The organism is Mesorhizobium sp. P2_D1 (assembly GCF_056404455.1).
The window spans coordinates 1-24,007 of the sequence record NZ_JBFUDZ010000019.1 but is presented as its reverse complement, the minus strand read 5'-3'; the positions used below and the strand labels follow the sequence as shown (position 1 = coordinate 24,007).

Annotated in this window: 22 protein-coding genes, 1 other RNA gene and 3 pseudogenes; 4 read left to right on the top strand and 22 right to left on the bottom strand. The window is 62.3% G+C overall.

Going from position 1 to position 24,007, the window contains the following annotated elements; genetic code table 11:
- Positions 1–22: 22 nt before the first annotated feature.
- From AC1D0I_RS15850 to AC1D0I_RS15835, 4 genes and pseudogenes are all read right to left on the bottom strand, one after another.
- On the bottom strand, positions 23–610 hold the full coding sequence (locus AC1D0I_RS15850) for a 5-formyltetrahydrofolate cyclo-ligase (RefSeq protein ID WP_477396243.1): 588 nt from the start codon (positions 608–610) through the stop codon (positions 23–25).
- Positions 611–706: 96 nt separating this feature from the next.
- Positions 707–862: non-coding RNA, 6S RNA (gene ssrS, locus AC1D0I_RS15845), on the bottom strand.
- Positions 863–946: 84 nt separating this feature from the next.
- Positions 947–1,525, bottom strand: a pseudogene (locus AC1D0I_RS15840) (AAA family ATPase); the annotation flags it as partial.
- Positions 1,526–1,546: 21 nt separating this feature from the next.
- Positions 1,547–1,594 (bottom strand): annotated as a pseudogene (locus AC1D0I_RS15835) (hypothetical protein); the annotation flags it as partial.
- 177 nt (positions 1,595–1,771) lie between these two features.
- Here AC1D0I_RS15835 and AC1D0I_RS15830 point away from each other — a divergent pair.
- A complete protein-coding gene (locus tag AC1D0I_RS15830; protein WP_477396241.1) occupies positions 1,772–1,894 on the top strand; it encodes a hypothetical protein in 123 nt (40 codons plus the stop codon).
- Positions 1,895–1,972: 78 nt separating this feature from the next.
- Here the strand turns inward: AC1D0I_RS15830 and msrB are convergent, their stop codons facing one another.
- From msrB to AC1D0I_RS15815, 3 genes and pseudogenes are all read right to left on the bottom strand, one after another.
- Entirely contained in the window at positions 1,973–2,377 is a 405-nt protein-coding gene (gene msrB / locus AC1D0I_RS15825; protein WP_023688927.1) for a peptide-methionine (R)-S-oxide reductase MsrB, read from the bottom strand.
- Positions 2,378–2,478: 101 nt separating this feature from the next.
- Positions 2,479–3,276 (bottom strand): MBL fold metallo-hydrolase, encoded by a 798-nt coding sequence (locus AC1D0I_RS15820; protein ID WP_477227666.1) that lies wholly within the window; start codon positions 3,274–3,276, stop codon positions 2,479–2,481.
- A gap of 16 nt (positions 3,277–3,292) precedes the next feature.
- Positions 3,293–3,823, bottom strand: a pseudogene (locus tag AC1D0I_RS15815) (VWA domain-containing protein); the annotation flags it as partial.
- A 214-nt stretch (positions 3,824–4,037) separates the two neighbouring features.
- Here AC1D0I_RS15815 and AC1D0I_RS15810 point away from each other — a divergent pair.
- A complete protein-coding gene (locus tag AC1D0I_RS15810) occupies positions 4,038–4,568 on the top strand; it encodes a hypothetical protein (RefSeq protein WP_477396239.1) in 531 nt (176 codons plus the stop codon).
- Here the strand turns inward: AC1D0I_RS15810 and AC1D0I_RS15805 are convergent.
- The 10 genes from AC1D0I_RS15805 to AC1D0I_RS15760 all read right to left on the bottom strand — a co-directional run bounded on the left by AC1D0I_RS15805 (position 4,554) and on the right by AC1D0I_RS15760 (position 16,458).
- Positions 4,554–4,808 (bottom strand): DUF2312 domain-containing protein, encoded by a 255-nt coding sequence (locus AC1D0I_RS15805; RefSeq protein ID WP_352775294.1) that lies wholly within the window; start codon positions 4,806–4,808, stop codon positions 4,554–4,556. The genes AC1D0I_RS15810 and AC1D0I_RS15805 overlap by 15 nt on opposite strands.
- A gap of 146 nt (positions 4,809–4,954) precedes the next feature.
- On the bottom strand, positions 4,955–5,092 hold the full coding sequence (locus AC1D0I_RS15800; RefSeq protein ID WP_477396237.1) for a GapR family DNA-binding domain-containing protein: 138 nt from the start codon (positions 5,090–5,092) through the stop codon (positions 4,955–4,957).
- Between the two features lie 258 nt (positions 5,093–5,350).
- Positions 5,351–8,809: a pyruvate carboxylase gene (gene pyc / locus AC1D0I_RS15795; protein ID WP_477396236.1), complete on the bottom strand. Its 3,459-nt coding sequence runs from the start codon at positions 8,807–8,809 to the stop codon at positions 5,351–5,353.
- A gap of 298 nt (positions 8,810–9,107) precedes the next feature.
- Positions 9,108–10,226, bottom strand: coding sequence for a branched-chain amino acid ABC transporter substrate-binding protein (locus AC1D0I_RS15790; RefSeq protein ID WP_095084216.1), 1,119 nt, complete (start codon positions 10,224–10,226; stop codon positions 9,108–9,110).
- 137 nt (positions 10,227–10,363) lie between these two features.
- Positions 10,364–10,711, bottom strand: coding sequence for a DUF6867 family protein (locus tag AC1D0I_RS15785; protein ID WP_095084215.1), 348 nt, complete (start codon positions 10,709–10,711; stop codon positions 10,364–10,366).
- Between the two features lie 112 nt (positions 10,712–10,823).
- Positions 10,824–11,552, bottom strand: a complete 729-nt coding sequence (locus AC1D0I_RS15780; protein ID WP_184872396.1) for an ABC transporter ATP-binding protein — start codon at positions 11,550–11,552, stop codon at positions 10,824–10,826.
- Positions 11,552–13,123, bottom strand: a complete 1,572-nt coding sequence (locus tag AC1D0I_RS15775; protein ID WP_477396234.1) for an ATP-binding cassette domain-containing protein — start codon at positions 13,121–13,123, stop codon at positions 11,552–11,554. Before AC1D0I_RS15775 ends, AC1D0I_RS15780 begins: the two co-directional genes overlap by 1 nt.
- The gene (livM, locus tag AC1D0I_RS15770) at positions 13,123–14,718 is read right to left on the bottom strand and encodes a high-affinity branched-chain amino acid ABC transporter permease LivM (RefSeq protein ID WP_457154768.1); all 1,596 of its coding nucleotides are present in this window, start codon (positions 14,716–14,718) and stop codon (positions 13,123–13,125) included. Before livM ends, AC1D0I_RS15775 begins: the two co-directional genes overlap by 1 nt.
- A gap of 4 nt (positions 14,719–14,722) precedes the next feature.
- Positions 14,723–15,625 (bottom strand): branched-chain amino acid ABC transporter permease, encoded by a 903-nt coding sequence (locus AC1D0I_RS15765; RefSeq protein WP_095084211.1) that lies wholly within the window; start codon positions 15,623–15,625, stop codon positions 14,723–14,725.
- Positions 15,626–16,071: 446 nt separating this feature from the next.
- Positions 16,072–16,458 (bottom strand): ectoine synthase, encoded by a 387-nt coding sequence (locus tag AC1D0I_RS15760; protein ID WP_477396232.1) that lies wholly within the window; start codon positions 16,456–16,458, stop codon positions 16,072–16,074.
- A 143-nt stretch (positions 16,459–16,601) separates the two neighbouring features.
- On the opposite strand from AC1D0I_RS15760, the gene AC1D0I_RS15755 reads away from it, so the two are divergent.
- Entirely contained in the window at positions 16,602–17,495 is an 894-nt protein-coding gene (locus tag AC1D0I_RS15755) for a LysR substrate-binding domain-containing protein (RefSeq protein ID WP_477396230.1), read from the top strand.
- Positions 17,496–17,557: 62 nt separating this feature from the next.
- Here AC1D0I_RS15755 and AC1D0I_RS15750 read toward each other — a convergent pair whose 3' ends face one another.
- From AC1D0I_RS15750 to AC1D0I_RS15740, 3 genes are all read right to left on the bottom strand, one after another.
- Positions 17,558–18,559 (bottom strand): 4-hydroxyproline epimerase, encoded by a 1,002-nt coding sequence (locus AC1D0I_RS15750; RefSeq protein ID WP_477396228.1) that lies wholly within the window; start codon positions 18,557–18,559, stop codon positions 17,558–17,560.
- A 32-nt stretch (positions 18,560–18,591) separates the two neighbouring features.
- Complete coding sequence (locus AC1D0I_RS15745) at positions 18,592–19,911, bottom strand: NAD(P)/FAD-dependent oxidoreductase (protein ID WP_477396226.1); 1,320 nt, start codon at positions 19,909–19,911, stop codon at positions 18,592–18,594.
- A 61-nt stretch (positions 19,912–19,972) separates the two neighbouring features.
- Positions 19,973–20,866 (bottom strand): dihydrodipicolinate synthase family protein, encoded by an 894-nt coding sequence (locus AC1D0I_RS15740; protein ID WP_477396224.1) that lies wholly within the window; start codon positions 20,864–20,866, stop codon positions 19,973–19,975.
- 111 nt (positions 20,867–20,977) lie between these two features.
- Here AC1D0I_RS15740 and AC1D0I_RS15735 point away from each other — a divergent pair, with 111 nt between their 5' ends.
- Positions 20,978–21,631, top strand: coding sequence for a GntR family transcriptional regulator (locus AC1D0I_RS15735; RefSeq protein WP_477396222.1), 654 nt, complete (start codon positions 20,978–20,980; stop codon positions 21,629–21,631).
- Positions 21,632–21,640: 9 nt separating this feature from the next.
- On the opposite strand, the gene AC1D0I_RS15730 is transcribed toward AC1D0I_RS15735, so the two are convergent.
- Positions 21,641–21,958 carry a hypothetical protein gene (locus AC1D0I_RS15730; RefSeq protein ID WP_477396219.1) on the bottom strand — a complete coding sequence of 106 codons (318 nt, stop codon included), beginning with the start codon at positions 21,956–21,958 and terminating at the stop codon, positions 21,641–21,643.
- Between the two features lie 282 nt (positions 21,959–22,240).
- The gene (locus AC1D0I_RS15725) at positions 22,241–23,737 is read right to left on the bottom strand and encodes a CoA-acylating methylmalonate-semialdehyde dehydrogenase (protein ID WP_477396217.1); all 1,497 of its coding nucleotides are present in this window, start codon (positions 23,735–23,737) and stop codon (positions 22,241–22,243) included.
- Positions 23,738–24,007 lie beyond the last annotated feature (270 nt).

Sequence of the window (24,007 nt, the reverse complement as noted above, 5' to 3'; positions counted from 1 at the left end):
ATCATGCGTCCATTATGCCTGTCTACAATTTTGGCGAGAAGCGGCGCAACCCACTCTCCGTGAGTATTTCCGGGATGACAACGTCGTGGTCCTCATCCGGCACCAGCCCCACCTCCTGGCAGTTGAAGGCGATGCCGATCAATCTGGGCGGCAGCCCCTTGTCGACCAGCTTGGCGATGGCGCGGTCGTAGTAGCCGGCTCCATAGCCGATGCGATGGCCGCGCGCGTCGAAGGCGGCGAGCGGCACCAGCATCACCGTGGGGTCGAGCACCTCGGCCTCCTCATGCGGGCCGACCGTGCCGAAACCCATCTCGACCATCGGCGCGCCCCGCACGAGCTCGCGAAAGACGATGGTGGACCTGTCGAGGATCGCCGGCAGGCAAAGCCTGGCTCCCTTCTCGCGCAAGGCGAACATCAGCGGCCGGACGTCGACTTCCGAGCGCATCGGCCAGAAGCCGGAGACGATCTGACCCGGCTCGACAGCGAGGTGATCGCGCGCCGTCTCGGCCATTTCGAGGGCGATCTCCACCCGCCAGAATTCATCGAGCGCGTCGCGGCGCCCGAGTGCCTCGAGGCGAAGCTGCTTTTTCAGGTGTTTTGAAGATGTCATGCGCAGACGATAGAAAAGGTCAGATTTGGGTGGAGCTTTAGGAGCGACGTTTTCTACCGCATCATCCACCGAAAGACATGGATGCGTTGCGAAAAGTGACGATCCACACAACCGGTGGAGAGAGCGATCCCGGGAACCTACAAAGTAGGTGGGCGCCGTGTGAGAAAACCCACGGGTCTTCCCAGGGACAGCTCCCTAAGGATCGTTAAGGCCCCGGGGAAAATGTTCTCCTGCCGGGAAGCACAGACCGTCCCGACCAATATAGGCTGCTGGTCGGCTAAGCGCCAGTGAGACAGGCATTCTTTCAGTGGCGGATCCGCGCCCCTCGCCGCCGCCAACAAGGTTCTGCTTGATGCCGGGATAGTGCACGTCGACGATTTTGTGCAGCGTCTCGACGTCGGGAAAGCGGATGTAGTGGAAGAAGCAGCGGCGCAGGAAGGCGTCSGGCAGTTCCTTCTCGTTGTTSGAGGTGATGATGACGATCGGCCTGACCGCGGCGCGAATGGTCTCGCCGGTCTCGTAGACGAAGAACTCCATCCGATCGAGTTCCTGCAGCAAATCGTTGGGGAACTCGATATCGGCCTTGTCGATCTCGTCGATCAGAAGCACGACCTTCTTGCCGGCCGAGAACGCCTCCCAAAGCTTACCGCGCTTGATGTAGTTCCTGATGTCGTTGAAGCGCTCGTCGCCGAGCTGGCTGTCGCGCAGCCGCGACACGGCATCGTATTCGTAAAGGCCCTGCTGCGCCCTGGTGGTAGACTTGACGTGCCATTCGATGAGGTCGAGGCCAAGGGCTGCCGCAACTTGCCTGGCGAGTTCGGTCTTGCCGGTGCCGGGCTCGCCCTTGACCAGCAGGGGCCGTTCCAGCGCGATCGCGGCGTTGACCGCCACCATCAGATCCTTGATCGTACGCATCGCCTTGGTGTCGAAGCCGGTCCCCTTGGCTTCGGCGAACACTTCCTTGATGTCGTCGTTTTCACACATTCCCAATTTGACGTATGCTCTCCTGATAGGAAAGTTCTGAGCTGTCGGGGGCGGCGCGCTTTACTGCGCTTGGTGGCGCGAAGCGGCCAAGGCTGCGAAGTGCATCCCAAAATCGGAGCCGCGTAATGTCAGGACACGCCCTGCAAACCGAAAGCTGCCGGAAGTATGCGGCGACGGATGCCCTACAACATCTTCCTGACCTTTGCCGTATGGCGAACCACGGAAAAGGCCACCGGCGCCAAGGCCTCGCTGATGACGCTCGGCGCCACATTGTGGCTGATCCTGTCGGTCGTGGTCTGACAGTGCGGATACGGGGCACCTATCGCGCAATGAAAAAGGGCGGCCGCAGCCGCCCTTTCGATTCATCCGACGATCGGGTTAGGCCGTCGGCTCGAATTTCAGCGCCACGCCATTGATGCAATAGCGCAGGCCGGTCGGCGGCGGGCCGTCCTCGAAGACATGGCCGAGATGGCTGCCGCAGCGGGCGCAATGGCATTCGGTGCGGACCATGCCATAGCTGCGGTCGACGGTGTTCTCGACCGAGCCCGGCACCGGGTCGTTGAAGCTCGGCCAGCCGGTGCCACTCTCGAACTTCAGCTTGGATTCGAACAGCGGCTGGTCGCAGCCGACGCAGGAAAACGTGCCGGCGCGCTTCTCGTAGAGCAAAGCGCAGCTTCCCGGCCGCTCGGTGCCATGGCCGCGCATGACGGCATATTGCTCCGGCGTCAGCCGGGCGCGCCATTCGGCGTCGGTGCGGGTGACGGGGTAGGTGTGGGTGTCCATTTGATCTCCTCAGCCTTGCCGGCTCGTTGTTGATTGCAACCTCATATTCGCACCAAGATAGGCATTTGTTACGAGGTTTGCCCGCATTTTCGATCGTGCCTTCACGCGATGGCTGCAAGATAGCGCGCGACCGATATATCGAATGCCGCTTTTGCGTCCCCAATCACATTCTGGTTCCACCATGCGCCGTAGATGTGGTTGAACTGGAAGGGCTCCAATGCCTTCGCGATGCGGCGGACGGCGGCTGCGTTGAGCGGGATATAGTTGGGATAGCTGTACATGAAGCTGACATGGCGGCGCGTCGGCGTTACCTGCAATATGTCGCCGGACAGCAGGGCGTTGCCGCCATCGCGTTCCCAATGGAGCACCTGGCCGCCGGCAAAGTGGCCACCGCAGCGGACAAGTGTCAGCGAAGGGTTGATAGGCAACGTCTCGCCCTCCCAACTGACGATCGCCTTGTGCGGCCGCATGATCCATTGGCGGTCATCGGCGTGGAGAAAGATCGGCACACCGCCAAAAGCCTCGCTCCACTCGACCATCACCGAATAATAGTGGCAGTGCGAGATGGCTATCGCTGTCAGGCCGCCACGGCGGTTGATCTCGGCCACCGCCTCGTCGCTGACCATCGAGATGCAGTCCCACAGCACATTGCCGTGCGGCGTCTGCGCCAGCAACGCGCGCTGGCCGATGGCGAAGCGCGGCTCGATGCCGAAGGCGAGAACGCCGGCATCGTCCTTGACCACGACCCGGTTTCCGTCGGCGAGCTCTTCCGGTGTGATCCAGGCCTGGCCTTCCCAGCGCACATATTGCCGCTCGTCCTCGCAGATCGGGCAGCGGTTCGGCGGTGCCTTCGTTGCCGCGAACTGGACGCCGCATTGCAGGCAGAGAAAGCAGGTCATCGTTTTTCCTGTCTGTTCAATGCTTCCTTGAAAGCTGCCTGGTCGCGCCTTCGAGCCCGGCCAGCGTCAGCGGGAACATGCGGCCGCCGAAGACGTCGCGGATCATGGCAATCGAATGGGTATAGCCCCAGTTCTTCTCGTTCTCGGGGTTCAGCCATACCGCGTTGGGCCATTGCTGCAACAGGCGGCCGAGCCAGACGGTCCCGGCCTCCGGGTTCCAGTGTTCCACCGAGCCGCCGGGTAGGGCGATCTCGTAAGGGCTCATCGAGGCGTCGCCAACGACGATCACCTTGTAGTCCGGCCCATATTTATGGATCAGGTCGAAGGTCGGGATCGTCTCGGCATGACGGCGGCGATTGTCCTTCCACACGCCCTCATAGAGGCAGTTGTGGAAATAAAAATATTCGAGCTGGCGGAATTCGGCGCGGGCGGCCGAAAACAGCTCTTCGACGCTCTTGATGTGGTCGTCCATCGAGCCGCCGACATCGAAGAACATCAAGAGCTTCACCGCGTTGCGCCGTTCGGGCCGCGTTTGTACGTCGAGATGTCGGCGACATAGGCCGCCGTGCCTTCGAAACGCATTGTTGCTCCTTAGAGTGGTTCGCCGTTTCACGGAAACGTCGAACCGCTCTATCTCTTTGTTTTGACGCAATTMCGGACGGAAACCCTAGCGCGTGACGGCATTCCAACGGTGCTGCGAAAAGCCGCAGCTGAAGGGGTCAGAATCGCGAGGCGGTACATTGCGGGGCAAAGGTAATCCCATGCTTGAGATCAGGCCGATCGGACTACGTCGGAAGCCCCGCGAGTCGAAAGTARGTGCGCACGCGCCACCAGTCGCGGTCGCGAAGTCGCAGGAAACCCGGCGCAGAATTCTCGAAGGCCTCGCCCTTTATGAGTCCATTCTTTCGACGAAAGATCTTGAAAAGCTCGGCGGATTGAAACCGACTGTGAGTGGTTTCAAGAAGCTGACCCGTACCGGAAGCGATGCGCTTCGCGGCCCCAACGTCGATCTGAGGCCGCGACTCCAAGCAGAGTTGCAACGCCTCGCCATTCTTCACGAAACAAAGGAATTGCTAAAGAAGGCAAGCCCCCGCGGCACGGCTCAAGGCAAACGAAAGCGAGCAAAAACTCACGTTGCCAAGGAGCTTGTCAAGGAGGTGGAGGAATTGCGGGCGCTTCTGGCTCTCCGAGACGCCGACAACATGAGTCTTCTCAAGCAGCTCGAGGATGCTCGCGCCAATGAGGCTGCAGTTCGCAAGAAGCTGGCCGCGCTGCGCCTACACCATTCCTAGAGCGGCCTTGTAAAGATCGAGAATCGCCTCTTCCTCCTGGCGCTCGGCTTGGTCCTTCTTGCGGAGGCGGATGATCGTCCGGATCACCTTGGTGTCGTAGCCGCGGCCCTTGGCCTCCGCCATGACCTCCTTGATGTCGTCAGCCAGCGTGGCCTTCTCCTCTTCGAGCCTCTCTATCCGCTCGATAAGTTGCCTCAGTTCTGCAGCTGCAACCGTACTTTGTGGGGATGTCTCGTCCATGTTTTCCTCGTCGATTGACTTGTAACTCGGCATCGATGTTGCGGCTGCCGATTCCGCGCCGGGGACATCTGCAGGAGCCTTTCTATCAGGACGTTCCTGATAGAACCCAATTACCGCAACAGGTTGTATTCATTGCAAAGAGCTTATCAGGATGCCGCCGCGAATGTGTGAAACTCGTCGGAGATGGTCTTCTTCTCTTCCTCGAGCCGCTCGATGCGCTCGATGAAGGCACGCAGCTGGCCGGCGGCAACAGTCTGGCTGGTCTCGGTGATATCGTCGGCCATGTTTTCTCCACATCGTTTCTGCGCCGCGACTCGGGGGACTACGGCGGCAAATTTGAGCCGGTTCGATGCCCGACCGGCGGCGGCGGGTCAAGCTGTTATCGAACAAGCCACAGGGGCATGATCCCGAAAAGTGGGTACCGGTTTTCCCTGGAGTTCATACCCCAACACAGAGATGGAGCCCCAACCCGATTCCATCGGGATGGAACACGCTCCAGGCTGCCGACAGAAGCCGACAGCCTGCCCGTTCTTTGCCAGCTCTCAATTGAAGGCGATCAGCAGATCCTTGGCATCGATCTGGTCGCCGGCCTTGACCAGCACCTCGGCGACCGTGCCGTCGCGCTCGGCGTGCAACGCCGTCTCCATCTTCATCGCCTCGATGGAAAGCAGCACGTCACCGGCCTTCACGGCGTGGCCAGCGGCAACCGAAAGCGCCGAGACGACGCCAGGCATCGGCGCGCCGACATGCGCCTCGTTGCCCGGCTCGGCCTTGCGGCGGGCCTTGACGGCGGACGCGCCATGCGCCCTGTCGGGTACCTTAACGCGGCGCGGCTGGCCGTTGAGCTCGAAGAACACGGTGACCATGCCCTTGTCGTCGACATCGCCGATGGCCAGACAGCGCACCACCAGCGTCTTGCCCTTCTCGATGTCGACGAAGATCTCGTCTTCGGGTTTCATGCCGTAGAAATAGGTCGGCGTCGGCAGGACGCTGACCGGGCCGTAGGTCTCCTGCGCGCCGGCGAAGTCGGAAAACACTTTCGGATACATCAGCCAAGAGGCGAATTCGAACTCCGAGAGCTTGCGCTCGAGCTTCTCCTCGATCTCCTTGCGGCTGGCCTTGAGATCGGCCGGCTTGAGCAGCGAGCCCGGCCGCACCGTGATCGGCTTGTCGCCCTTCAGCGCCTTCTTCTGCAGTGCTGCCGGCCAACCGCCGGGCGACTGCCCGAGATCGCCGCGCAGCATCGAGACGACCGAATCCGGAAAGGCGATATCCCTGGCCGGATTTTCGACATCGGCGACAGTCAGGTCCTGGCTGACCATCATCAATGCCATGTCGCCGACGACCTTGGACGACGGAGTCACCTTGACGATGTCGCCGAACATCAGGTTGACGTTGTGGTAGGTCTGCGCCACCTCGTGCCAGCGTGTCTCGAGCCCGAGCGAGCGCGCCTGTTCCTTGAGATTGGTGAACTGGCCGCCCGGCATTTCATGCAGGTAGACTTCCGAGGCCGGTCCCTTGAGGTCGCTTTCGAACGCGGCGTACTGGTTGCGCACAGCTTCCCAGTAGAACGAGATCTTACGAATCCATTGCGAGTCGAGGCCGGGGTCGCGCTCGGTGCCTTTCAGCGCCTCGACGATCGAGCCAAGGCAAGGCTGCGATGTGTTCCCGGAGAAGGCATCCATCGCCGCGTCGATGGCGTCGACGCCGCTCTCCACCGCTGCCAGCACGGTCGCTGCGGAGAGGCCCGACGTGTCGTGGGTGTGGAAATGGATCGGCAGGTCGGTCGCCTCGCGCAGCGCCTTGAACAGCACGCGTGCGGCGGAAGGCTTCAACAGGCCGGCCATGTCCTTGACGGCGATGATGTGGGCGCCGGCAGCCTGCAATTCGCCGGCCAGGCCGACATAGTATTTGAGATCGTATTTGGCTCGCGCCGGGTCGAGTATGTCGCCGGTGTAACACATCGCCGCTTCGATCAGCTTGCCTTCGGCGCCGACCGCGTCCATGGCGACGCGCATGTTCTCGACCCAGTTCAGGCAGTCGAACACCCGGAACAGGTCGATGCCGCCGCTGGCCGCCTGCTTGACGAAATGCTGCACGACATTGTCGGGATAATTGGTGTAGCCGACACCATTGGCGCCGCGCAGCAGCATCTGCAGCAACAGATTGGGCGCTGCCTCGCGCACCAGCGACAGCCGCTCCCATGGGTCCTCGGTGAGGAAGCGCATGGCGACGTCGAAAGTGGCGCCGCCCCAGCATTCGAGCGACAGAAGCTGCGGCAGGGCGCGCGCATAGGTGCCGGCGATGCCGGCGATGTCATGCGTGCGCACACGCGTGGCCAGCAGCGACTGATGGCCGTCGCGCATCGTCGTGTCGGTGACCAGCACCTCCTTTTGGTCGCGCATCCAGGCGGCGAACTTTTCCGGTCCGAGCACGTCCAGCTTCTGCTTGCTGCCGCCCGGCACATTGCCGTTGAGGTATGGCACGATGGGTGCGGCCGCGTCGGCCTTCGGCTGCGGCCGGCCGCGCGCCTCGGGATGGCCGTTGACCGACACGTCGGCCAGATAGTTGATCAGCTTGGTGGCGCGGTCCTGGCGCTTCACCTGCTGGAACAGTTCCGGCGTCGTGTCGATGAACTTGGTCGTGTAGGAATTGTCGGCGAAGCTCGGGTGGTTGATGATCGCTTCGAGGAAGGTGAGGTTGGTGGCGACGCCGCGGATGCGGAACTCGCGCAAGGCCCGGTTCATGCGGGCGATGGTCTCGGCCGGCGTCGGCGCCCAGGCCGTCACCTTCTCCAGCAGCGGATCGTAGAAGCGGGTGATGACCGCGCCGGAATAGGCGGTGCCGCCGTCGAGGCGGATGCCGAAGCCGGTGGCGCCACGATAGGCGGTGATGCGACCGTAGTCGGGAATGAAATTGTGCTCGGGGTCTTCGGTGGTGATGCGGCACTGCAAGGCATGGCCGTTCAGCCGGATGTCCGTCTGCGCCGGCACGCCCGATTCCGGCGTGCCTATGGCGAAGCCGTCGAGGATGTGGATCTGCGCCTTGACGATGTCGATGCCGGTCACCTGCTCGGTGACGGTGTGCTCGACCTGGATGCGCGGATTGACCTCGATGAAATAGAACTTGGCGGTATCGGCATCCTGCAGGAACTCGACCGTGCCGGCACCGATATAGCTGGTCTCGCGCGCAATCTTCAGCGCGTAGCCGCAAAGCTCCTCGCGTTGCGACATTTCGAGATAGGGCGCCGGCGCCCGCTCGACGACCTTCTGGTTGCGGCGCTGGATCGAGCAGTCGCGCTCGAACAGGTGCACGGCATTGCCATGCGTGTCGCCCAGCACCTGCACCTCGACATGGCGGGCGCGTTCGATCAGCTTTTCGAGATAGACCTCGTCCTTGCCGAAGGCGGCTTTCGCCTCGCGCTTGCCTTCCATGACCTCGCGGGCAAGATCGGCCTCGGAGCGGATGGCTCGCATGCCGCGCCCGCCGCCGCCCCACGATGCCTTCAGCATCACCGGATAGCCAATCTCCTTGGCCAGTGTCTTGACCGCCTCAATGTCGTCCGGCAACGGATCGGTGGCGGGGATCACCGGCACGCCGACCTCGATCGCCAGATTGCGCGCGGCAACCTTGTTGCCGAGCCGGCGCATCGTGTCCGGCTTCGGGCCGATGAAGGTGATGCCGGCGACCGCGCAGGCTTCGGCGAATTCGGGACTTTCCGACAAAAGCCCGTAGCCGGGATGGATGGCATCGGCGCCTGAAAGCCTGGCGACGCGGATCACCTCCTCGATCGACAGGTAGCTTTCGATAGGTCCCATGTCGCGGGTCAGGTGCGGTCCGCGCCCGACCTGGTAGCTCTCGTCGGCCTTGAAGCGATGCAGCGAGTACTTGTCCTCCTCGGCCCAGATCGCCACGGTTTTGAGACCAAGTTCGTTGGCCGCGCGAAAGACGCGAATGGCGATTTCGGATCGGTTGGCGACGAGGATCTTCGTAATGGCCAAGGACGAACTCCGGACAGTGTCGGGGACGAAACTGGCGTCATGATTAGCGCGAAAATGCTGCAGTGCAAACAAAATTGACGTTGAATTAAATCGATTGAAACGGAATCTTTGCGCCAAAGTCGGTCGCATTCGGTCGAACGCGCAAGAAAGCCCCGGCGCGGCCATTCAAGGCCTGATCTTTTTCCGGCTAAACGCCGGCTTTATCGGCTTGCCGGATCGTCCGGAAGGGAGCGGGGCTCAAACGAAAAATGCCCGGCGCAAAGCGCCGGGCATTCCGTAGAGATCAAGGCCGACAGGCTTACATCTTCTGGATGTAGGTGTACTTGCCGTCGTCGCCCTTCTTCCATTCGTACATGACGTAGCCGGGCAGCGTCGGGTCGCCCTTGGCGTCATAGGACAGGTCGCCGAGCACGGTCTTGAACGGGCCATTCGCATGCAGCGCCTTGGCAACTTCCTGCGGGTCGTTCGACTTGGCGGCTGCTGCCGCTTCCGAAAGCGCCTGCACGGCAGCGTATGCGTAGAGCGTGTAGGCTTCCGGCTCGAAGCCCTGCGCACGGAACTTCTCGACGAGTTCCTTGTTCGCGGGGATCAGGCGCGGATCCGGGCCGAAGGTGTTGAGCGTGCCCGCAACCGCGTCGCCCGCGATCGAAGCCAGCTCGTTCGACACGATGCCGTCACCGGAAACCAGCGTCGCCTTGAGACCCTGGTCGGCCGCCTGGCGGATGATCAGGCCGGCTTCGGTGTGCAGACCGCCCCAATAGATGATGGAGACGCCGGCTTCCTTCATCTTGGCGATCAGTGCCGAGAAGTCCTTGTCGCCGACATTGATGCCTTCATACATGACTTCCGTCACGCCCTTGGCGTTCATCGCCTTCTTGGTTTCGTCGGCAAGGCCCTGACCGTAGGTGGTCTTGTCGTGCACGACGGCGATCTTGGCGTCCTTGAAGTTTGCGGCGAGATAAGCGCCGGCAATGCTACCCTGCTGGTCATCGCGTCCGCAGGTGCGGAACACGTTCCACAGGCCGCGCTCGGTGAACTGCGGGTTGGTAGCAGCCGGGGTGATCTCGACGATGTTGTTTTCCGCATAGACTTCGGATGCCGGGATCGAGACGCCCGAGTTGAAGTGGCCGACCACGAACTTGACGCCGTCGCCGACGAACTTGTTGGCGACCGAGATGCCCTGCTTCGGATCGGAGACGTCGTCGCCAACCTCGAGCTTGATCTGCTCGCCATTGATGCCGCCCTTGGCATTGATGTCGGCGACAGCCGCTTCCGCACCCTTCTGAAGCTGTGCGCCGAAGGCTGCGTTCGGACCGGTGATCGGACCGGCAACGCCGATCAGTACATCAGCCCACGCGCTGCCGCCGAACGCGACGAGCGCGGTCAGGGCGACGGCGGACAAAAGTGATTTTTTCATTTAAACGCTCCCATTTACGGAGTGGGCGTGGATGAAGCTTTCATGCGATGCCCACCCTTATCGCAGAAAGCATAGTTTGCCGATTTTCAGGCACTTGTCACGCCGATTCATCCCCGAAGCGGCGTTAATGATGAACCTCAGCCTTTCGGCTTCCAGCTCAAGATTGAAGCTCTTTCGTAGAGCCAATTATACTGCGTCACCATCTGGTTTGTTCGTGTGTATTGATAGCCGACGAAGCCAAGGATCATCAGCACGATGGTGTCGACGATATAGTAGTGCAGCGAGAACATCGTGCCGCCGAACAGCGCGTGATGGATGAAGCGGATGCCGATGCCGAGGCCCAGCATATAGACGAACAGATGGATGAAGCTGCGCCATGTCTGGGCGCTGGCCTTGCCCGTCATCCAGGCCGCCCAGCCGCCGAGCAGGCAAGTGACGAAGAAGAACTGCCAGATCGACGGCTCCTCATAAAGAATGCCCTGCATGGTGAAGTCTCCCTAGCATGATCCCGAAAAGTTGCAGACTTTTCGGACAAGGATCATGCGACAAACAAACAACTTGGAGCGGAATATCGGATGCACACGTTCCGCTCCAAACTCAGTGGTGTCCGCCTTCGAGATAGGCAGCGCGCACTTCCGGATTGGCGAGCAGTTCCTTGCCGGTGCCGCTCATCGTCACATTGCCGTTGACCATGACGTAGCCGCGCGTGGCGAGCTTGAGCGCGCCGAAGGCGTTCTGCTCGACCAGGAACACGGTCAGCCCCTGGGTGCGGTTCAGTTCGCGGATGGCGTCGAAGATCTGCTTGACGATCAGCGGCGCCAGACCCAGCGACGGTTCGTCGAGCAACAACAGCTTCGGCCGCGCCATCAGCGCACGTCCGATCGACAGCATCTGCTGCTCGCCGCCCGACAGCGTGCCGCCGCGCTGGGCGATACGCTCCTTGAGCCGCGGGAACAGCGTGAACACCTTCTCGACGTCCTCGTCATAGTGCTTGAGGTTGTCGAGGCTGGCGCCCATTTGCAGGTTTTCCATCACCGTCATGCGCGGGAAGATGCGCCGGCCTTCGGGCGATTGGGCGATGCGCATGCGCGCGATCTCGTGCGTCGGCATCTGGGTGATGTCGGTGCCGGCAAAGGTGATGGTGCCGGCCCGCGCACGAGGCGCGCCGAAGATGGTCATCATCAGCGTCGACTTGCCGGCGCCGTTGGCGCCGATCAGCGCCACGATCTCACCCTGGTTGACGGTGACATCGACACCGTTCAGCGCCCGGATGTTGCCGTAGTAGGTCTGCACGCCCTTGATATCGAGCAGCGTTGTCCCGGCCATCACTTGCCCCCTCCGCGCTTGCCCGCCGCAGGCTTGGCGGCCGCAGTCTTTCCGGAAGCCGCACTTGCGGTCTTCCCGGAAGCATGGCTGGTCGCCACTTTGCCCGCGTCGACGCGGCGCGAGAATTCCGTGTCCTTGCCCTGGCCGAGCAGCTTGGCCTGCTTGACCCATTCCTCACGCGCGATGCGACCATCGAAGGCAAGATAGGCCTCGGCGGCCTCGACGTCGGCCTTCTTCCACCCGCCGATCTGGTCGAAGTGGAAGATACCGTGCTCGTTGAGCTTCTTCTCGTTGACCGTACCGATGCCCTTGATGCGGGTCAGATTGTCGGCCTTGCCGCCGCGCGGTGCCGCCAGCCGGTTGGAGATTTCCCCAGCCTTCGCCGCCGGAGCCTTGGCTGCCGGCTTTGCCGGTGCGGGCGCTGCGGTCGACTTCACTGCCGTCCCAGTTGCCGCCTTTGACGCTGATTTCGGAGCAGGCTTTGCCTTTGCCGCTGGAGCGGGCTTCGCCGCCGGTACGGCGGCCAGCGAGGCCCCCTTGTTTGCCGCTGCGAGCGATCTTGCGTCGACCTGCGCCGCCTTGGAGGCGCCTTTCGACACGGTGACCCGCTCGCCCTCGCTATGGCCGACCGTGTCGGTCACCGGCCCGGCGAGATACGAGGACGATGTCCCTGGACCGTGCGCGGCATCAGGCCCCGTATCGAGCTGTTCGATGACGTCTTCGTCGCCGACTTCGGTGAGGACCGCCTCGACTTCCTCGTCGTCGACGCCGAGATAGGCGGCAATAACGCGCGGATCGGTGCGCACCGATTGCGGATTGCCGTCCGAGATCTTGCGGCCATACTCCAGCACCACGACGTGATCGGATATCTGCATGACCACCGACATGTCATGCTCGATCAAAAGGATCGAGGTGCCTGATGTGTTCTTGATGTCGATCAGCAGTTCGTTGAGCGATGCCGATTCCTTCGGATTTAGGCCGGCCGCCGGCTCGTCCAGGCACAGAAGCTCTGGACCCGTGCACATGGCGCGGGCGATCTCGAGGCGCCGCTGCGCACCGTATGGCAGGTCGCCGGCCGGATCGTCGGCGCGGTCGACGAGATCGGCCTTCTCCAGCCAGTGCCTGGCAAGCTCGACCGATTCGGCCGAGGCCTTGCGATAGCCGCTGAAGCCGAACAGGCCAAGCACCGTATAGCCCGAGGCCTTCATCAGCTTGTTGTGCTGGGCAACCAAAAGGTTCTCCAGCAGCGTCATGCCCGAGAACAGGCGGATGTTCTGGAACGTGCGCGCCACCTTGGCGCGCGCCGGGATCTCGTGGTTGGGCAGACGTTCGAGCAGATAGCTCGAGCCGTCGTTACGGTTGAGCGTGATCATGCCTTCCGACGGCTTGTAGAAGCCGGTGATGCAGTTGAACACGGTGGTCTTGCCGGCACCGTTGGGTCCGATCAGCGCGGTGATCTCGCCACGCTTGGCGGTGAAGGACAGGTCGCCGATGGCGACCAGGCCGCCGAACTTCATCGACAGGTGCTCGACCTGCAGGATGGCCTCGTTCATGGGTGTGCTCGCATTCATCAGCCGTGGCCCTCCTTGGTGAAGGAACTGGAGACAGCCCTTCGCTCCTTGAGGAAGGCGGTCGGTTCGCGACTGCCGACGAAGCCGCGCGGCTTCCACAGCATGACGATGACCATGGCCATGCCGAACAGAAGCATGCGGTAGAGTTCGGGAGTGAAGTCCGGCCCGAAGATCTGCTTGAGGAAGTCGAGTTCGCGCAGCGCCTCGGTGCCGCCGATCATTACCATTGCGGCAACCGCTATGCCGACCAGCGAACCCATGCCGCCGAGCACGACGATGGCCAGGATGATGGCCGATTCCAGGAAGACGAAGGATTCCGGGCTGACGAAGCCTTGCCGCGCGGCAAAGAACGAGCCGGCGAAGCCGCCGAACATGGCGCCGGTGGCAAAGGCCGTAAGCTTGGTCGTCGTCGTGTTGATGCCCAGGGACCGGCAGGCGATCTCGTCCTCGCGCAGCGCTTCCCAGGCACGGCCGACCGGTAGGCGGCGCAGCCTGATGGTGACGAAGGCGGTGAGCAGGCACAGGCCCAGGATCAGATAATAAAGGAAGATCTTATAGTAGGCACCTGACTGAGCGATGTGCAGCACCTTGGCTATGTAGTTCGAATCCGACACGTTGAAGGACATCAGGCCGAAGAAGCTGACCTTGGGAATGCCGGAAATGCCGGCCGACCCGTTGGTGACCTCACGCCAGTTGATCAGCACCAGGCGGATGATCTCGCCGAAGGCCAGCGTCACGATAGCCAGATAGTCGCCACGCAGGCGCAGCACCGGGAAGCCGAGCAGCACGCCCCAGAGGGCGGCCATGGCGCCAGCGGCTGGCAGCAGGATCCAGAACGACAGGCCGTATTCGGTGGCGAGCAGCGCATACGCATAGGCGCCAAGTGCATAAAAGGCGACGTAACCGAGGTCGAGCAGGCCGGCGAGGCCGACAACGATGTTCAGGCCCCAGGCCAGCATCACATAGATCAGGATCTGGATGCCGAAATTATCGACCCATTTCAGCGAGCCCTGCAGCCCTCCGACAATCGACCACGCGTTCAGCGACAAAACCGTGACCACGAGGATCGGGTACAGCACAAGCGCGGCAATGCCGAGCTTGGTGAAGTTGGCGTGGATGAAGGCCCTGAAATAGTAGATCACGCTGGCCAGCACATAGATGATCGCCAGGGCGCGCAGGAATTGCAGATAGCCGGCCGGTTCTGCTCCGACCCATCCGGCGAGCGAGTTGTTAAAAACGAACAGCAACACCGCCGCGATGACGGCCGCGATGAACCACGGCACCTGGAAGAAGCGCGACGCCACGCTGCCCGGCAACAGGCCGGTGGCGACGTCGGCGATCTTCTGGTTGGCCATGAAGGGCTGGCCATAGGCGACATAGAGGAAGCGTCCGACAGCCGTGGCGACCACCACGCCGGCAAGCAAGCCCCAGCGCGTGGTGACGACCAGTTCATTGGAGATGTTCTGGCCGGTCTTCAGGCCAATGAACAGCACGAACAGGCCGAGCGAAATGGCGCCGGCATAGAAGCCTTCCTTAAGGCCGCGTTGGACAGGGCTGGCGACGACGTCGCTTTCCGGAGATACGGTAACCGCCATGATCTCAGACCTTTTCGACTTCTGGCCGGCCCAGAATGCCGGAAGGCAGGAAGATCAGCACGATCGCCAGGATCGAGAACGCCGCGACATCCTTGTAGTCGATCGAGAAATACGCCGACCACATGCTTTCGATGAAGCCGATCATCAGCCCGCCGAGCACCGCGCCCGGCAGCGAACCGATGCCGCCCAGCACCGCCGCCGTGAACGCTTTGACACCCGGCGTGAAGCCGTCCGAGAAGGCAATGACGCCGTAGTACATCAGGAACAAGGTGCCAGCGACTGCGGCGAGCGCCGCACCCATGATGAAGGTGATCGAGATCGTGCGGTCGACGTCGATGCCGAGCAGTGCGGCCATCTTGCGGTCCTGCTCGCACGCTCTTTGCGCTCGACCCAGCGATGTCCTGTTGACCAGGTACCAGAACAGCGCCAGGAGCGCCGCCGTGACGAGCACGATGATGATCTGCTTCAGCGACACGCTGATGCCGTTGATGTTGTAGACCTGGCTGACCATCGGCGGGATCGGCTTGTTGCGCGGTCCTTGCGTCACCTGGACGAAGTTCGACAGCGCGATCGACATGCCGATCGCGGTGATCAGCGGCGCCAGCCGGAACGAACCGCGCAGCGGCCGGTAGGCCACCTTCTCGATCGTCCAGTTGTAGAGGCTGGTGAGCAGCATCGCCACGATCATCATGACCAGCAGCGCGATGACGACGGGCACCGAATAGAACAGTGCACCGAGGACGAGGAAGACGATCAGCGCCGTGAAGGCGCCCACCATGAAGATGTCGCCATGGGCGAAGTTGATCATGCCGATGATGCCGTAGACCATCGTGTAGCCGATCGCGATCAGCCCATAGATCGATCCCAGCGTCAGCCCGTTGATAAGCTGCTGGACAAAGTACTGCATGTGTACGTGGCTCCCCTGGAATGTCGCCCATGCAGACGCATTCCTTTTCGTATTTCCCCTAGTCGTAAAGTTTCGAGCCCGGATTGCAACGTCATTTTTCAACCGTCATGCGTGTTTTGCCGGCACGCCGTTCGATTGCCCGTTTTTCCCATCCGGCCCCTTGGACTATCGCGGACCCTACCATTGGCATAACGCAATGTCTTTGACGATTCGACCACATCATGCGCCCCATTTCGAAGAAATCACCGTCAAAACTAGGTGATGAGAGGAATCGTTGCGTTCCTGACACGATCCGTTTTTCGTTCCGTTGCTTTCCCCTGGGTCAGGATTCCCCTTAGCTGACCACAAAACTATGCGCGAACCGGATCGTGGTCGTCGATGAAGCTGGTGTTCATCCGGTCATCGGCGACCGGCCGCCGATCAAGGCAACGATGGCGCCTCGGGACTCAGTAGGCGGATCCGCCGCTCTCGCTCAGGACATGCCGCTCGGTGCCATCAAGCGGAGGATTGAAGACGCTGACCAGGATCATGTCGCCGGCGGCATCGGCACGCAGATAATGATCGTCATGTTCATCGAGCACATAGATCGTGCCTGGCTCGATACGATGCACTCCACCGGACATGTCTTCGACCTCGCCGGCGCCGGCGATGCAGTAGCAGGCCTCGAAATGCCGTCGATAGTGGAGGCGCGATTCGCTGCCTGCACGCACAACGGTGTGGCAGACGGTGAACCCCATGCCGTCCTTTTGTGTCAGCAGGCGGTGGCTGGTGCCATTGCCCCAATCCACGAAGAAGTCAGATTTTTCTACATCAGCCAATTGTCTGGTGAACATGATCGTTTTCCCTGCATATCGTCAAAAGCGCGGAATCTTCGGTTGCATCTGGGCTTGCCCCGAAGTCCGATTGCAGAAATGCCGCAAGGTATGCGCGTCTTCAAATGATTGCTTCTCACCCGATATGTTAGTAAATTTTACATATGGACTACATCCCGCTGAACGCCGTCCGTGCTTTCGAGGCCGCTGCGCGCCATCTCAGTTTTTCCGCTGCCGCAGAGGAGCTGCACGTCACTCACCCGGCCATCAGTCACCAGATAAGGCGGCTGGAGGAGTGGTTGGGCGTGCCGCTCTTCCATCGCGATGCGCGCAAGGTACGGCTGACGGATGCCGGAGTTATCCTCCAGACCTCGGCGAGCGGGGCACTTGCCGAACTCGGCGCCACATGCCGGCGTATCAGGCGCAATGCGGCCGTCGCGACCGTATCGGTAGGCTGCATACCTTCCATTGCCAGCCGTTGGCTCGTGCCCCGCCTGCCGGACTTCACCGCCAGCCATCCCGATATCGGGATGCGGGTGGCCTATGCCCGGGCAGAGGAAAGGCTCGGCGATGGTGAGAACGACGTGCTGATCACGCTTGGGGCTGATTCCACTCCTGGCGTCACCAGCCTCAAGCTGTTTTCACGCCTGAACCGACCGGTGTGCAGCCCCTACTATTTCGCCGGCAAGGACCATCTGCGAACAGCCGCGGGAATAGCGGGCGCGGACCTGCTGCATGACGAAACACGTCACGGCTGGCGCGAGTGGTTCTCCGAGGCCGGACTGCCCAATGTCGACATTGGCAACGGACCCGTCTTCGCCGACTTCAACATTCTGGCAACGGCGGTCATCGCCGGCCACGGCGTGGCGCTTTGTCCCGTCGACGTTTTTCGGGACGAACTGAAGCGGGGCGATCTGATTGTTCTGTCACAGCTCGCAACCAACCGCGACAAGGGCTACTTCCTGACGATGTCGGTGGATGCCTCGCCCGCCGCGTCTACCTTCGCCGATTGGTTTCGCCGGGAGGTCTCGGTCGATGCCGAGGCGCATCGGCTTTAGGTCCTTGCTTGTCGTTCGCCTAAACCCGCGCCCCGTTTGGCGACATGCAAAGCCTGTCGGTATCACTTGACGACGAAGCCATGCGCGAACGGATCGCGGTCGTCGATGAAGATGGTGTTCAACCCGGTCATCCGTGCCCAACCGCCGATCGAGGGAATGATGGCCGGCTTGCCCGCCACGGTGACGTCCTTTTCGACCTTGCCCTTGAACAGCGAACCGATGATCGATTCATGGACGAAGCTGTCGCCGGCCTTGAGCTTGCCCTTGGCATGAAGCTGCGCCATGCGCGCCGAGGTGCCGGTGCCGCACGGTGAGCGATCGATCGCCTTGTCGCCATAGAAGACGGCATTGCGGGCGTCCGCGCCCTCCACGGTCGGCTTGCCAGTCCACAGCATATGCGACAGCCGGTTGATGCCCGGGTTCTCGGGATGCACGAAAGAATATTTTTCGTTGAGCCGCTGCCGCACCACCGGGCTCCAGGCGATGAAGTCGCCGGCCGAATGGTCGGCCATGTCGCGATAGTTCTTCTGTGGCTCGACGATGGCGTAGAAATTGCCGCCATAGGCGACATCGACGGTGATTTCGCCGAGTTGCGGACACTCGACCGTCAAGCCTTCGGCATGGAGGAAGGACGGCACGTTGGTGATGCGCACCTCCTCGACATAGTCGCCGACCTGTTTGTACTCGGCGATGACCAGGCCGGCCGGCGTGTCGAGCCTCAGCACGCCCGGCGTCTTCGGCTTGATCAGCCCGTGCTCGATCGCCATCGTCACCGTGCCGATGGTGCCATGGCCGCACATCGGCAGACAGCCCGAGGTTTCGATGAACAGGATGGCGATGTCGCAATCCTGGCGCGTCGGCGGATAGAGGATCGAGCCTGACATCACGTCATGACCGCGCGGCTCGAACATCAGCCCGGTGCGGATCCAGTCATATTCGGCAAGGAAGTGCGCGCGCCGCTCCATCATCGTCGACCCCTGCAGCAGCGGGCCGCCGCCGGCGACCAGCCGCACCGGATTGCCGCAGGTGTGGCCGTCTATGCAGAAGAAGGATTTCTTGGCCATGACGCTCCTCGAAAAATCAAAACCCGAAAAAATCAGAATCGTTGTGGACTGAAGGGGCCCAGATCGATCGGCGGAGTCTGCCCCAGGACGAGATCGCGGATCAACCGTCCGGTGGCTGCCGCCTGGGTCAGGCCGAGATGGCCATGGCCAAAGGCATAGACCACCGGCCGGCTTCCCGACGCGCGACCTATGACGGGCACTGAATCCGGCAGCGAGGGACGGAACCCCATCCATTCGCGCCCGCCGGCCGGATCGAGCCCCGGCAGGAAGTTTTGCGCCTTCTGCAGCAGCGTCTTCGATCGAGCATAGTTGGGCGGCCTCTCGATGCCGCCAAGTTCGACCGCGCCGCCGACGCGCAGGCCGGCTTCGAGCGGCGTGATGACGAAGCCGTGGCCGGAGAAGATCAGCTGCCGCTTCACGTCGAAGGCAGCCTTCGGCAACGTCGTGTTGTAGCCGCGCTCGGTCTCCAGCGGAATGCGATCGCCGAATTGCCTCGCCAGCAGATGCGACCAGGCGCCGGCGGCAATGATGAGATGCTTTGCTTGCCTGGTCGTGCCGTCGGCCAGCGTCAATGTCGCGCCATCCTCATCCACCCCGACGCGCTCGATCCGGGCCATTTCAAAGCGCGCGCCCCTGGTCTGCGCGTAGGCCCATACCGCCTTGCCGAGCAGTTTTGGATCGGCGACCGTCTTCCATCCCGGCACGAACGTGCCCTTGACGAAGCGCGGTGAGAGCCCAGGCTGCAGCCGTGCCAACTCCTCGCCTTCGACATGGCGAAAGCCGATGTCGAAGCGCTCCCGCGCGGCCCAGCCGGGCAGCGAGGCGCGGAACTCGGCCTCGCTCTCGTAGAGTTCGAGCGAGCCGTCCTCGCGCAGCATGCCGCGCGTGCCGGAGCGATCGAGCAAGCCCATCCATTCGACTTCGGCAAGCTTCATCATGCCCGCCTGGGCGGTGAGGCTCGCTTCATATTTTGCCGGTGCGCCGGCACGCCAGAAGCGGAACAACCAGGGCAGCAGCTTCGGCAGATAGGCGGGTGGAATGCTGAGCGGGCCGAGCGGGTCGGCCAGCCATTTCGGCAACTGCCGGATCATGCCCTTGTGCGCCATCGGCAGCACGTCGGAGAAGGCGAAGGCGGCGGCGTTGCCGGAACTCGTTTCCTCGCAAATGCCGGTGCGATCGAAGACGGTGACCTTGCGCCCCGCCTCGGCAAGACAGGCGGCGGCGCAGATGCCGATGATGCCGCCACCGATGATGGCGATGTCTTCCCCCTCTCCCCGTTCACGGGGAGAAGGTGCCCGAAGGGCGGATGAGGGGCGGCGCCCCTCCTCTGTCGACTTGGAATTTGCTTGCACGTAGGCGCTGCCCCTCATCCGGCTGCCGGCATCTTCTCCTCGTGAAGGGGAGAAGAAGGCTTTAGAACTGCGGCAGTGTCGGCCGAACCGCCAGCGCGTCCTTGACGATCTTTTCGACTGCCTTGCGGCGCTCGCCCGACAGCGGCTGGCGAGGCATGCGCACGCGGTCATTGGTTTGAATGGCGAACACTTCGGCAAGCTTGATGTTCTGCACCAGATAGGTCGAGACGTCGAGATCGAGCAGCGGCCGGAACCACCGGTAGATGGCGAGCGCCTCTTCGCGGCGGCCCAGCTTCATCAGCTGGTAGATGGCGACAGTCTCGCGCGGAAACGCGGTGACCAGTCCGGCGACCCAGCCGATGGCGCCGACCGACAGCGCCTCGAAAGCGAGATTGTCGACGCCGGTGAACAGGTCGTAGCGAGAACCCAGGCGATTGATGATCTCGGTCGAGCGGCGGATGTCGTCCGAGGATTCCTTGATGGCGACGAAGCGCTTGTCCGATGCCAGCTCCTCCATCTGGTCGACAGTGACGTCGACGCGGTAGGCGAGCCGGTTGGAGTAAATCATGACCGGCAGGTCGCCGGCCTCCGCGACAGCGCGCAGCGCCGCGACCGTCTCCTCCGCATTGGTGTGATAGATCGGGCTCGGCACCACCATCAGGCCGTTGGCGCCTTCCTTGGCGGCGCGGCGCGCAATGCTGGCCGCCTCGCGGGTGCCGGCCTCATTGACTGTCAGCAGCACCGGCTTCTTGCCAGCGACCTTCTGCGCGGTCTTCAGCACCTCGATCTTCTCGTCAGGCGACAGCATCGGGCCTTCGCCGAGCGATCCGCAGACGATGATGCCGTCGCAGCCGGCCTCCATCTGCAGGCCAAAGCAGCGCTCCATCTCGGCATGGTCGAGACGATCGTCGGCAGTGAATTTGGTCGTGACGGCGGGGAAAACTCCGGTCCACATGGTCATGTCTCCATCTGATATATCAGCCGTATATCTGCTAGGAAATCAACTGTCAATGCGGATTTTTTTATGATATATCCTGAATATATCAGGAGATTGCCTTTGATATCCATGGAATCAACCACTGCACCCGAGCCGGCGGCGGCCAAGGCCTACCGTGTGCTCGAGCACATGATCGTCACGCTCGAACTGGCGCCGGCGAGCTTCGTCACCGAGGGCGCCTTGATCGAAAGGCTGGCGCTTGGCCGCACACCATTGCGCGAGGCGATCCAGCGGCTGGCCTGGGAGGGGCTGCTCGACGTGCGGCCGCGCGCCGGCATCGCAATCGCTCCGCTGCATCCAGGCGACTGGCTGCGGGTGCTCGATGCGCGCCGCGGCGTCGAGGTGGTGCTGGCCCGTTCCGCCGCCCGCTTCGTCACCCGCGAAGCCTCCGACATGTTTCACGAGGCAGCCCTTGCCATGCAGAAGGCGGTGATCTCGGGCAACGTGCTTGCCTTCATCCAGGCCGACAAGGCGCTCGACGAAGCGTTGGCGCTGGCCGCCGACAATCCTTTCGCCGCCCGCCTGGCGGCTCCCTTGCAAACTCACAGCCGCCGTTTCTGGTTCCGCTACAAGGCCGACACCGGGCTTGCTGAATCGGCCGAGCATCATGTCGCGCTGATCCGCTCGATCCTCGACGGCGACGAGGAGGCCGCGGCCAAGGATGCCAAGCGGCTGATAGCACTGCTGCGCGGCCACGCCGAGGTGGCCGCTACCCGCCGCTGATCGGGCGGTTCAGATCCCTTGCGCCGTGGCGTTGATGGAGACGGTATTCTCCCATCCGTCGCCGGTCGCGAAGATGCAGCTTCGGCCCTGCACGTCGGTCACCAGCATGGTCCATGTCCCGCTTGCCGAGACATAGATCTCGACGATCGCAGCTTGCCCGACCACACCGTAGCCGATCTGCTTTTGCTGGAAGGCCTGCGCCAATCCCGCGACAAGGTCGCTGTGGCCGCCGCAGATGAATTGCGCCTGTGCGGACAGTGTCGACAACGCCAGCGCGGCGCCGATCACGGCCATCCTGATCCATAGAAATGAAAATTTGTGTGCCATCTGGCACCTCCTTCGCCTTCACGTTCCGGCAAAGGGAGGCGCATGGGCAGCCTCGTTATGCCGGAGCGTTCCAGGCCGGGTCCGACGTCTTCATCACGTCACTCCTTCTGGTTTCCGGTCTGTCGTCGGGGAATTTTATCGCATTCCCTGGATTCGATATGGTGAGGTCCTGATCCGAAAACAAGCAGTGTCCATGGCCTAGGAATCGCCAGTGGCACCGAATGCAAACGGGCGCCCGCAAGGCGCCCGTTTGTTCCGGTTGTCTGTGGGACAAGTGTCTGGCTAGTTCATCGTCGGGATGACGAACTCGGCACCGTCCTTGATGCCGGACGGCCAGCGCGAGGTGACCGTCTTGGTCTTGGTGTAGAACCGGAACGCGTCCGGGCCATGCTGGTTGAGGTCGCCGAAGGAGGACGCCTTCCAGCCGCCGAAGGTGTAATAGGCGATCGGCACCGGGATCGGCACGTTGACGCCGACCATGCCGACTTGGACCCGTGAGGCGAAGTCGCGCGCCGCGTCACCGTCACGGGTGAAGATGGCGACGCCATTGCCCATCTCGTGGTCGTTGGCGAGCTTGATCGCGCTCTCATAGGTCGGCGCCCGCACCACCGAGAGCACCGGTCCAAAGATCTCTTCCTTATAGATGCGCATGTCCGCGGTGACGTTGTCGAACAGGCAGCCGCCCATGTAGTAGCCATCCTCGTAGCCCTGCATGGAGAAGCCGCGGCCGTCGACGACCAGCTTGGCGCCTTCCTTGACGCCGGTATGGACGTAGCCCTTGACGCGCTCCAGCGCCTGCGCAGTCACCAGCGGGCCGAAATCGGCCGAAGAGTCAGTCGAAGGTCCGACCTTCAGGCTTTCAACGCGCGGGATCAGCTTTTCCATCAGCCGGTTGGCGGTGTCGTTGCCGACCGGGACAGCCACCGAGATCGCCATGCAGCGCTCGCCGGCCGAGCCGTAGCCGGCGCCGATCAGCGCGTCGACGGTCTGGTCCATGTCGGCATCGGGCATGATGATCATGTGGTTCTTGGCGCCACCGAAGCACTGCACGCGCTTGCCGGCGGCGGTGCCGCGCGAATAGATGTAGTGGGCGATCGGCGTTGAGCCGACAAAGCCGATGGCCTTGATGTCGGGATCATCGAGGATGGCATCGACCACATCCTTGTCGCCGTTGACGACATTGAGGATGCCTGCCGGCAGGCCGGCTTCGATGAACAGTTCGGCGATGCGCATCGGCACGCCCGGGTCGCGCTCCGACGGCTTCAGGATGAAGGCATTGCCGCAGGCGATGGCCGGCGCGATCTTCCACAGCGGGATCATCGCCGGGAAGTTGAACGGCGTGATGCCGGCGACGACGCCGAGCGGCTGGCGCATCGAATAGACGTCGATGCCGGGGCCGGCGCCGTCAGTGAATTCGCCCTTCATCATATGCGGTGCGCCGATGCAGACCTCGACCACTTCGAGGCCGCGCTGGATGTCGCCCTTGGCGTCGGCGATCGTCTTGCCATGCTCGCGCGCCAGGATATCGGCCAGTTCGTCATAGTCGCGGGCGACGAGTTCGAGGAACTTCATCAGCACGCGCACGCGGCGCTGCGGGTTGGTTGCCGCCCATTTGGGCTGTGCTGCCTTGGCATCCTCGACCGCCGCGCGCAGTTCCGCCTGCGAAGCCAGCGCCACCGTGCCGCGCACGGAACCGTCCATCGGCTGCATGACGTCCTGCTTGCGGCCGCTGGTCCCGGCGACATGCTTGCCGCCGATGAAATGACCGTAGTCGATCATGATTTCTCTCCCTGGGTTTGTGATGGCCTATTGTCCGCCTTTGCCCGGCGGATGGCAACGCGAGCCAGAACGCAACCGTTGTGCATGAAATAGACAACGGAGGCCGACTGTGCATTAATTGCCGCAAATATCCGGTACATCGATCATTCCAAGGATTGAAAGATTGCATTCCTTCGCGCCCCCCTCTGTCCTGCCGGACATCTCCCCCGCAAGGGGGGAGATCGGATGTTGCTTTCGTCTTCGGAAACCTTCGACGCCGCAAAGATGCCG

What these genes read in the sequence shown, in the direction of transcription:
- AC1D0I_RS15850 (WP_477396243.1), bottom strand. Translation starts at nt 610, where the DNA reads ATGACATCTTCAAAACACCTGAAAAAGCAGCTTCGCCTCGAGGCACTC.
- AC1D0I_RS15830 (WP_477396241.1), top strand. Translation starts at nt 1,772, where the DNA reads ATGCCCTACAACATCTTCCTGACCTTTGCCGTATGGCGAACCACGGAA.
- msrB (WP_023688927.1), bottom strand. Translation starts at nt 2,377, where the DNA reads ATGGACACCCACACCTACCCCGTCACCCGCACCGACGCCGAATGGCGC.
- AC1D0I_RS15820 (WP_477227666.1), bottom strand. Translation starts at nt 3,276, where the DNA reads ATGACCTGCTTTCTCTGCCTGCAATGCGGCGTCCAGTTCGCGGCAACG.
- AC1D0I_RS15805 (WP_352775294.1), bottom strand. Translation starts at nt 4,808, where the DNA reads ATGGACGAGACATCCCCACAAAGTACGGTTGCAGCTGCAGAACTGAGG.
- AC1D0I_RS15800 (WP_477396237.1), bottom strand. Translation starts at nt 5,092, where the DNA reads ATGGCCGACGATATCACCGAGACCAGCCAGACTGTTGCCGCCGGCCAG.
- AC1D0I_RS15790 (WP_095084216.1), bottom strand. Translation starts at nt 10,226, where the DNA reads ATGAAAAAATCACTTTTGTCCGCCGTCGCCCTGACCGCGCTCGTCGCG.
- AC1D0I_RS15785 (WP_095084215.1), bottom strand. Translation starts at nt 10,711, where the DNA reads ATGCAGGGCATTCTTTATGAGGAGCCGTCGATCTGGCAGTTCTTCTTC.
- AC1D0I_RS15780 (WP_184872396.1), bottom strand. Translation starts at nt 11,552, where the DNA reads ATGGCCGGGACAACGCTGCTCGATATCAAGGGCGTGCAGACCTACTAC.
- AC1D0I_RS15775 (WP_477396234.1), bottom strand. Translation starts at nt 13,123, where the DNA reads ATGAATGCGAGCACACCCATGAACGAGGCCATCCTGCAGGTCGAGCAC.
- livM (WP_457154768.1), bottom strand. Translation starts at nt 14,718, where the DNA reads ATGGCGGTTACCGTATCTCCGGAAAGCGACGTCGTCGCCAGCCCTGTC.
- AC1D0I_RS15765 (WP_095084211.1), bottom strand. Translation starts at nt 15,625, where the DNA reads ATGCAGTACTTTGTCCAGCAGCTTATCAACGGGCTGACGCTGGGATCG.
- AC1D0I_RS15760 (WP_477396232.1), bottom strand. Translation starts at nt 16,458, where the DNA reads ATGTTCACCAGACAATTGGCTGATGTAGAAAAATCTGACTTCTTCGTG.
- AC1D0I_RS15755 (WP_477396230.1), top strand. Translation starts at nt 16,602, where the DNA reads ATGGACTACATCCCGCTGAACGCCGTCCGTGCTTTCGAGGCCGCTGCG.
- AC1D0I_RS15750 (WP_477396228.1), bottom strand. Translation starts at nt 18,559, where the DNA reads ATGGCCAAGAAATCCTTCTTCTGCATAGACGGCCACACCTGCGGCAAT.
- AC1D0I_RS15740 (WP_477396224.1), bottom strand. Translation starts at nt 20,866, where the DNA reads ATGTGGACCGGAGTTTTCCCCGCCGTCACGACCAAATTCACTGCCGAC.
- AC1D0I_RS15735 (WP_477396222.1), top strand. Translation starts at nt 20,978, where the DNA reads ATGGAATCAACCACTGCACCCGAGCCGGCGGCGGCCAAGGCCTACCGT.
- AC1D0I_RS15730 (WP_477396219.1), bottom strand. Translation starts at nt 21,958, where the DNA reads ATGGCACACAAATTTTCATTTCTATGGATCAGGATGGCCGTGATCGGC.
- AC1D0I_RS15725 (WP_477396217.1), bottom strand. Translation starts at nt 23,737, where the DNA reads ATGATCGACTACGGTCATTTCATCGGCGGCAAGCATGTCGCCGGGACC.